This window comes from Gordonia liuliyuniae, assembly GCF_021739025.1.
Lineage (GTDB): Bacteria > Actinomycetota > Actinomycetes > Mycobacteriales > Mycobacteriaceae > Gordonia > Gordonia liuliyuniae.
In genome coordinates, this window is record NZ_JAKKOT010000003.1 from 355493 (window position 1) to 363812 (window position 8320).

Annotated in this window: 1 protein-coding gene; it reads left to right on the forward strand. The window is 67.8% G+C overall.

What is annotated here, in order from left to right; translation table 11 throughout:
• The first annotated feature begins 115 nt into the window (after positions 1–115).
• The gene (locus L5G28_RS06515) at positions 116–8149 is read left to right on the forward strand and encodes a non-ribosomal peptide synthetase (RefSeq protein ID WP_237000814.1); all 8034 of its coding nucleotides are present in this window, start codon (positions 116–118) and stop codon (positions 8147–8149) included.
• Positions 8150–8320 lie beyond the last annotated feature (171 nt).

The following is an 8320-nucleotide window of genomic DNA, read 5'->3' on the forward strand; positions in this document are numbered from 1 at the left end:
TGTACGTCGTGTAACGCGATGTACTAGACGCCGATGTGCGGTGCATGAGTGAGGAGAAGCGCGGACGAATGGGAAATTCGGAGCATAGCGATGCTTAGTTGGATGGAGTGACCAGGTGACACACGTTGTTGCTCTCGGAGGCCAGGACGAACTGTTGCCTCTGACGGCCGCACAGCGAGGCATGTGGTTCGCAGAGAGTCTCTCGGCCGACTATTCGGTGATCATCGCGCACTACCTGAGCATTCGGTCCGTCGACGCCCCGATCGATCACGACCTCCTCGAGGCGTGCACGGCAGAAGCAGCCGTCGATTTCGAGTCGCCCTGCACCACCCTCGTCGAGGTCGACGGGGTGCCGAAGCAACGGGTCGACCGCGAATCCGGCTTCGAAGTCGCACGGATCGACATGCGAGGCGAGGCCGCGCCGTTCCAGGCGGCTCTGGACTGGATGACCGCGGACTACCAACGTCAGATGGACGTGCTGGTCGATCCTCTCGCGGTCGCCGCTCTCATTCGAGTCGCCGACGACCACACGCTGCTCTACATGCGCGGACACCACATCGTCTTCGATGGCTTCTCCGCCTTGACCAGTCTTCTGTCGGCGGTGCGCCGATACAACGCCGCCCGGACCGGTGACGAGTACACGCCGACCCGCCGTCTGGATCTCGCAGGTCTGGTCGCCGACGATCAGGCGTACACCGAGAGCTCCCGACGCGAGCGAGACCGGGACTATTGGGTCGAGCAGGTCGCCGACCTGCCGGAACGAGTGAGCTTGTCCGGGCGCGACAGGGTGGCGCCACTGTCACCGCAGAACGTGGTGGCGGGGGAGCGACTGGACACGCAGACGCAGGCCCGGCTGGAGTCGGTCGCGAAAGACGCTGGCTGTTCGGTGGCAGTCCTGCTCGTCGCCGCGTTCTCCGCATTCCTGGGACGAATGGCGGGCACTGACGACGTGGTCCTGAGCCTGCCGGTCACCGGACGGTCGACCGCCAAGGTCAAGAATTCCGGCGGCATGCTGTCGAACATGCTGCCAGTGCGGGCGCGAGATATCTCCCAGTCCACGATGCGATCACTGGCGCGCGCGTTGCAGGTCGATCTGACCGGAGCCCTCCGCCATCAGCGCTACCGGTTCGAGGACATCCGTGTCGACGCAGGGTTGGGCGCGGGCAACAGTGCGTCGTTCGGCCCGGTCGTCAACATGATGTTCTTCGACACGCCGATCGAAGTCGACCGCGCGCAGACGAGCTATCACATTCTCTCGTCCGGCATTCTCGAAGACCTCCGCATCAACCTGTATCAGGCGGCACCGGGCGAACAGTTGGCGGTCGACCTCCACGGCAATCCGAATCTGTACGAACCGAGCGACCTGCGGTCCCATGTGCAGCGGTTCGTCAGATTTCTGACCCGAGCGTTGGACGACATCGATCGCCGGGTGATCGACGTGGAACTGGTGGCGCCCGGCGAGCAGACCGAACTCGTCGAGAGAGGGCGCGGACCGGCACTCGAATCATTCGATGAGGCGACGACGATCCTCGACTTGCTCGCGGAGCGGGTCGCCGAACAACCGGAGGCCGTAGCCCTCGATTTCGCCGGTCGCACGATGACGTACGAGGAGTTCGACGCGCAGCGACGGAGCCTGGCCGGACGGTTGGCCGCGGACGGCGTCGCTCTGGGCGACCGGGTCGCGGTGAGCCTGGACCGCGGCATCGCGCAGGTGGTCGCCATCCACGCGACCCTCCTGATCGGTGCGGCATATGTTCCGCTCGATCCGGGCTTGCCAGCCACCCGACGGAGGGCGATCCTCGACACGGCTCGACCGGTGGTCGTCGTCGACGACGATTACCTGGACGCGACCGACCGGCCGGCTGCGCCCGTCGGCGTCCACCCCGCCCGGGTGGACGTCCCCGTGTACGTGATCTTCACGTCGGGGTCGACAGGTACGCCCAAGGGCGTCGAGGTGACGCATTCGGCGCTGCGCCGACGGCTCGAGTGGATGCAGCGCCGCCATCGGATCGGCAGCGGTGACGCCGTCCTGTACAAGACTCCGTACACCTTCGACGTGTCAGTGTGGGAACTGGTGTGGCCGCTGATCAGCGGCGCGCGCATGGTGATCGCCGCCCCCGACGGCCACCGGGATCCCGCCTACCTGGCCCGTCTCGTTGACGAGTCGCGCGTCACCACGATGCACTTCGTCCCGTCGATGCTCGAAGTGTTCGTCGACTCCGGCGAACAGTTGGCGGCCCACGTCGACACCGTGTTCACCTCCGGCGAGGCGTTGAGCCCGACCCTGGCGCAGGCCGTGACTCGCCAATGGTCGGTGCGCCTGGTCAACCTGTACGGTCCGACGGAGGCGGCTATCGACGTGACCGAGTACGTCGTCGACGGCGATGTCGACGACGTGCCGATCGGGCGACCGGTCCCAGACACGGACGTGCTCGTTCTCGACGAGACCCTGCGTCCGGTCCCGGTGGGAGTCGCGGGCGAGCTCTATCTGGCCGGACCCCAGTTGGCGACCGGCTATGTGGGCAGGCCCGACCTGTCGGCGGAACGGTTTGTGGCTGCTCCGTTCGGCGATGCGGGCACCCGTATGTACCGCACCGGCGACCTCGTGAGCTGGGGGAGCGACGGCGAGCTTCGCTATCACGGTCGTACGGACTTCCAAGTCAAGATTCGCGGACAGCGGGTTGAGCTCGGCGAGATCGAGAGCACCGTCCGAGACCATCCGATGATCGAGTCGGCGGTCGTGTCGGTCCGGTCCGGCCCCACCGGGATCCCGATGGTGGTCGCGTACGTCCGGCCCACCGACGGTGGGAATGTGACCGACGACGACGTGCTGGTGACATGCCGTCGCGAGCTCCCGTCGCACATGGTGCCCACCGCCGTCGTCGTCATGGACGAGTTTCCGGTCACCGACAACGGGAAACTGGATCGGGCAGCGCTGCCGGAGCCGGTCCTGTCCGCACCGGCGGACGAGCACGTCGCGCCACGGACCGCCGCCGAGCATCGCCTCGCCGACCTGGTCGCCGAACTCCTCGGACTCGACCAGACGCCGAGCATGACCGAGCATCTCTTCGGGCTCGGCGGCGACTCGTTGACCGCGGCCCGCCTCGTGTCCCGCGCGCGGACCGTCGGGCTGGAACTGCGCCTCGCCGACATCTTCGACGGCGGCACGCTCGCCGACCTGGCCGCGCACAGTGACTCGGACTCGGACTCGACCTCGGACTTGGGCTCGGACGCCGGAAGTCGTGCGGGGCGGCTCGTGCGCCCGGACGAGATCCCGTTGTCACCGTCGCAGTCGAGGCTCTGGCTGATCAACCGAATGGAGCCGGGCGCCGCGACGTACAACATGGCCGGTGTGGTCACATTCGACGATCCCGTGGACGTCGACGCGCTGCGCGCGGCGTTCGGCGACGTCATCGACCGTCACGAACCCCTCCGCACGATCCACCCGGTGTCCGATGACGGGCGTCCGGTCCAGCACATCCTGGCGACGTCCGACGTGCCCGGTGACATCCTTGTCGGCCCGGTCCCGGCGCAGGCAGACGAACTCGAGACTGCGCTGGTCGCGCACGCCTCGCGTGGGTTCGACCTGACCACGGCGACGCCGTTGCGCGCAGTGCTGTTCCGGGACGACCACACCGACACTCTGCTGATCGTTCTGCACCACATCGCAGGCGACGGCGCATCGCTGGCCCCGCTGATGCACGACCTGACGCGGGCGTACACGGCTCGGCGGGACGGGCAGTCGCCCGGATGGGAACCGTTGACACCGCAGTACGCCGACCACGCGCTGGCCCGGATAGCGGCGCTCGGCGACATGGCAGACCCGGTGTCCACGGCAGGCCGCGACCTCGCGTTCTGGCGGACCGAGCTGTCCGGAGTACCCGAACTCCTCGACCTGCCGACCGACCGTCCACGTCCGCGAGTCGCCTCCGGTCGCGGCGACGCCGTCACCATGACCGTGCCCTCGGACGTGGCCGACGCCGTGCAGGCTCTCGCGGAACGGACCGGTACGACGAGCTTCCTCGTCGTGCACGCGGCGATGTCCGTGGTGCTCGGGCGGTTGGCTGGATCCGACGACGTACCCGTCGGGGTCGCGGTACACGGGCGTGGCGCACCCGAACTCGACCGTCTCGTCGGAATGTTCGTCAACACGGTGGTGCTGCGAGCTCGACCGACGCCGGAGCTCACAGTCGGTGAATTGCTCGCCGCAGGCCGCCGCGCATTCGGTGCGGCCCTCGATCACGCGGACCTGCCGTTCGAGGACGTGGTGGAAGCTCTCGCGCCGAACCGGTCGCTCGCATACACACCGATCTACCAGGTCGCGATGACATGGCACGACGATCCGTTGTCGAGAGCGGACGCCGGAGCGGTCCGCGCCCTGCGACTCCCCGTGGTCAAGACCGACCTCGAGGTGTCGTTCAGCGTGTCCACGCGCGCCGACGGGCGCCGCACGATCAGCGCCGACTTCGGTTTCGCGACAGACCTGTTCGACCGCGAACGGGTAGCGCAACTGACCGAGTCGTTCCTGCACGTGCTGCGCGGCATGACCGCGGGCCCCGACTACCGGGTCGGTGCACTCGATCTCGTCGATCCGATGCAGGCACCCGCGACGTCGATCGCGACGCGTACTTTCCCCGAACTCCTCGACGACGGCGCCCGCCAAGCCGGCGCCGACGCGCCGGCCGTCACCGCGACATCGAGCACGGCGACATCGAGCACGGCGGCAGCGGAAACGGCGGTATCGGGATCAGCGACGTGGACGTACGGCGAGTTGGCCGTCCAGACCAATGCGCTGGCGCGGGAACTGATCGTTCGAGGCGCCGGTCCCGGCGACATCGTCGCCGTCGCGATCGGGCGATCACACCAGTCGGTGCGGGCGACCCTCGCGGTGATCAAGTCCGGCGCGGGATTCGTCCTCATCGATCCGACCCAACCCGTAGCCCGGCAGGAAGAGATGATCGTCGACGCGGGCGCCCGCCTCGGGATTCGCCTTGCGGGAAGCGGCGTCGCCCCGACCGGACCGACCTGGATCGAATTGTCCGATCCCGACGTCGAACGGTCGATCGCCGCGCGATCGAGTGATGCGCTCGGCGACGCCGATCGGCTCCGTCCGGTCCGCCTCGACGACACCGCCTACCTGATATTCACCTCGGGCTCCACCGGGCGGCCGAAGGCGACGGCCATCGGCCACCGCGGTCTGGCCGGGCTCGCGCAGAACCTGGCGACGATGTTCACGGCCGGACCGTCGACCCGCGTGCTCCACGTATCGTCCCCGAGCTTCGACGCGTCGGTGCTGGAGTTGGTGCTGGGCTTCTCGACAGGCGCGGAACTGGTGGTGGCACCGCCCGACGTGTACGCGTCCGAGCCCTTGTCGTCGTTGATCAATGCGGCCCGCGTCACGCACGCTCTGCTCACGCCGTCGGTGCTCGCGACCGTCGAACCCGACGATGTGCCGACGTTGACGACCGTGCTCAGCGGCGGCGAGGCGTGCCCGGTCGGACTGGCTGACCGGTGGGCCGACGCACGTCGAGGGCCCGGCGGATTCTTCAACCTCTACGGGCCCACCGAAGCGACGGTGTGGGTCAGTGTCGACGGTCCGCGGACCGCGGGCGAACCGCTGACGATCGGGGCTCCGCTCCCAGGCGTCGAAGCGCTCGTACTGGACGGCGCATTGCGTCCCACGCCGGTCGGCGTGCCCGGCGAGCTGTATCTGGCCGGCGACCAGACCGGCCTGGGGTACTTGAACCGCCCCGGGTTGACCGCACGCAGCTTCGTTGCGCACCCCTTCGCGCCGGGGCAGCGCATGTATCGAACCGGCGACCGGGTGACACGGACGGCTTCGGACGCCCTCGTCTATCACGGACGGACGGACTTCCAGTTGAAGATCCGGGGTCTGCGAATCGAACCCGGCGAAGTCGATGCGGTGCTGGCGTCCCACCCGGACGTCGGTGCTGCGGTCAGTCTCGGAGTCCCCGGGCCCGGCGGCGACCAGGTCCTGGTGACCTATGCCGCAGCCGACGACCACGTGGTCTCGACGCGCAGCCTGATGGAGTTCGCGCGTGCGAGGCTGCCGAAGTATCTGGTTCCGCAGACGATCGTGGTTCTGCCGTCGCTGCCGGTGACGCCGATCGGGAAGGTGGACCGTCGGGCCCTGCCCGCCATCGACTTCGCGGACCGCGACGACCTCGTGCTGCCGACGGGTGCGACGGAGTCCGCGGTCGCCGAGCTGATGGCATCGGTGCTGGGCGTCGACCAAGTCAGTGCCGCCGAGTCGTTCTTCGACGTGGGCGGCAACTCGCTGTCGGCGACGAAGCTGGCCTCGCGGCTGGCAGTGGCGTTCGACGTGTCGTTCACGGTGCGCGACGTGTTCGAAGCGCCGTCCGTCGTCGATCTGGCGGCCGCGGTGGACCGACTGCCGAAGGCAGCGAGCTCGCCGGCCGCAGGCAGAACAATCCCGGTGCTGGCCGATCGGACGTCGGCGCTGCCGGTGTCGGCCGCCCAACGCGGTATGTGGCTGTTGAACCAGACCGACCCCGATTCGTCGGCGTACAACATCGGACTCGTCCTCGAATTGAGCGGTCGTCTCGACACATCCCATCTACGGGAGGCGCTCACCGACCTGCTCGCCCGACATGAGTCGCTGCGGACCGTCTACCCCGGTGTGGACGGAGTGCCGGTGCAACGGATCCTGTCCGTCGACGACGCGGTCGCAGGCGTGCGGTTGACGGTGTCCGAACCCGAGGGCTCAATCGTCGACGCCATCGAGGCCGAAGCCACCCGGGGGTTCGATCTGGCATCGGCTCCGCCACTGCGGTTGACCCTGTTCCCGGTATCCGAGACCGACGGTAGCGATGTCTCAGCCGACTATGTGCTGGTGTTCGTCGTCCATCACATCAGTGCGGACGGCTCGTCGATGGTGCCGCTCGCCCGCGACCTGATGGTCGCCTACGAAGCGCGTCGACTCGGCGGGGCACCGCAATGGCTGCCGCTGGACGTGCAGTACGCCGACTATGCGGCATGGCAGACGGCGCGTCTGCAGGAGGTTGGCGACGACGGGCGGAGCGCTCAGGAGCGCCATCTCGACTACTGGGAGGACCGGCTCGCCGGAGTTCCGGAACTCTTGGAGATTCCCGGTGATCGCCGCCGCCCACGGACCCCGACGTTCGCAGGCGACCAGGTGGCGTTCCAGGTGGATCCGGAGGTCGCGGCGCGGCTCGACGCAATGGCCCGAGAGCAGGGGTCGACCCTGTTCGTCGTGCTGCAGGCGGCGTTCGCGGTACTGCTGCACCGGATGACCGGTGAGCCGGACATCGTGATCGGCACGCCGTATGCCGGACGGTCCGAGCAGGCGTTCGACGACGTCGTCGGCATGTTCGTCAACTCAGTTCCGCTGCGCACCCGCATCCGGGCGGACGAGTCGTTGTCGACGCTGGTCGGTCGGGTGCACACCGATAGTCTCGACGACTTCGCACACGCAGACGTTCCGTTCGAGTCCGTCGTCGGGCGACTGCTGGACTCGCCGTCCGGCGCGCACAACCCGATCTTCCAGGTGATGCTGTCGTTCCAGAACTTCACGTTCCCGAACCTGGAACTGACCGGCCTGCGCGTGTCCGGACGGGACCCGGACACCGTCGGAGCCCAAGTGGACCTGCAACTCACGTTGCGCCCGCCGAGTGACTCGTCGAGCCACCTCGAAGGACGGTTCGTATTCGCGACGGATCTGTTCGACCGGGAACGGATCCAACGACTCGCTGACCGGTTCTCGCGGGTCCTCGACGCGTTCGCGAATCAGCCGAGCGTCGAGGTCGGCGACGTCGACATCCATCTGGCCGACGAACAGGCTGTCGACGAAGACGTCGACGGGGATGATGCGTTGGTTGCGCTTCCCGATGTGATCGCCACTGCGGCCGAAGCCGCACGCGATGCGGTCGCGGTGGCCCACGGCGGCACGGAATTGACGTTCGGCCAGCTTCAACAGACACTGACGGCGATGGCCGCGGTGGTGCCGGATCGCGACACCGCGCTCACCATGGCGCTGATGAGCGCGCTGCCGACGTTGGCTGCGGCCGGGCCGGACGCATTCGGTGACGTGCTCGCGGCGATCCGTCGCAACGCGGTGGACTGTCGTGACCGGGAACTACAGTCGTGACTGGGAACTACAGGCGTGACCGGGAACTACAGTCGTGACCGGGAACTACAGGGAAACACGTAACACCGGGACGGACAGCGGGGACTATACGAGGGGAAGACGGGGATCGATACTGGGCTCTCCTAGTGGAGTCGAGTAGAAGGCGGTGGTTATTCAGTGTCGGGTGACGCG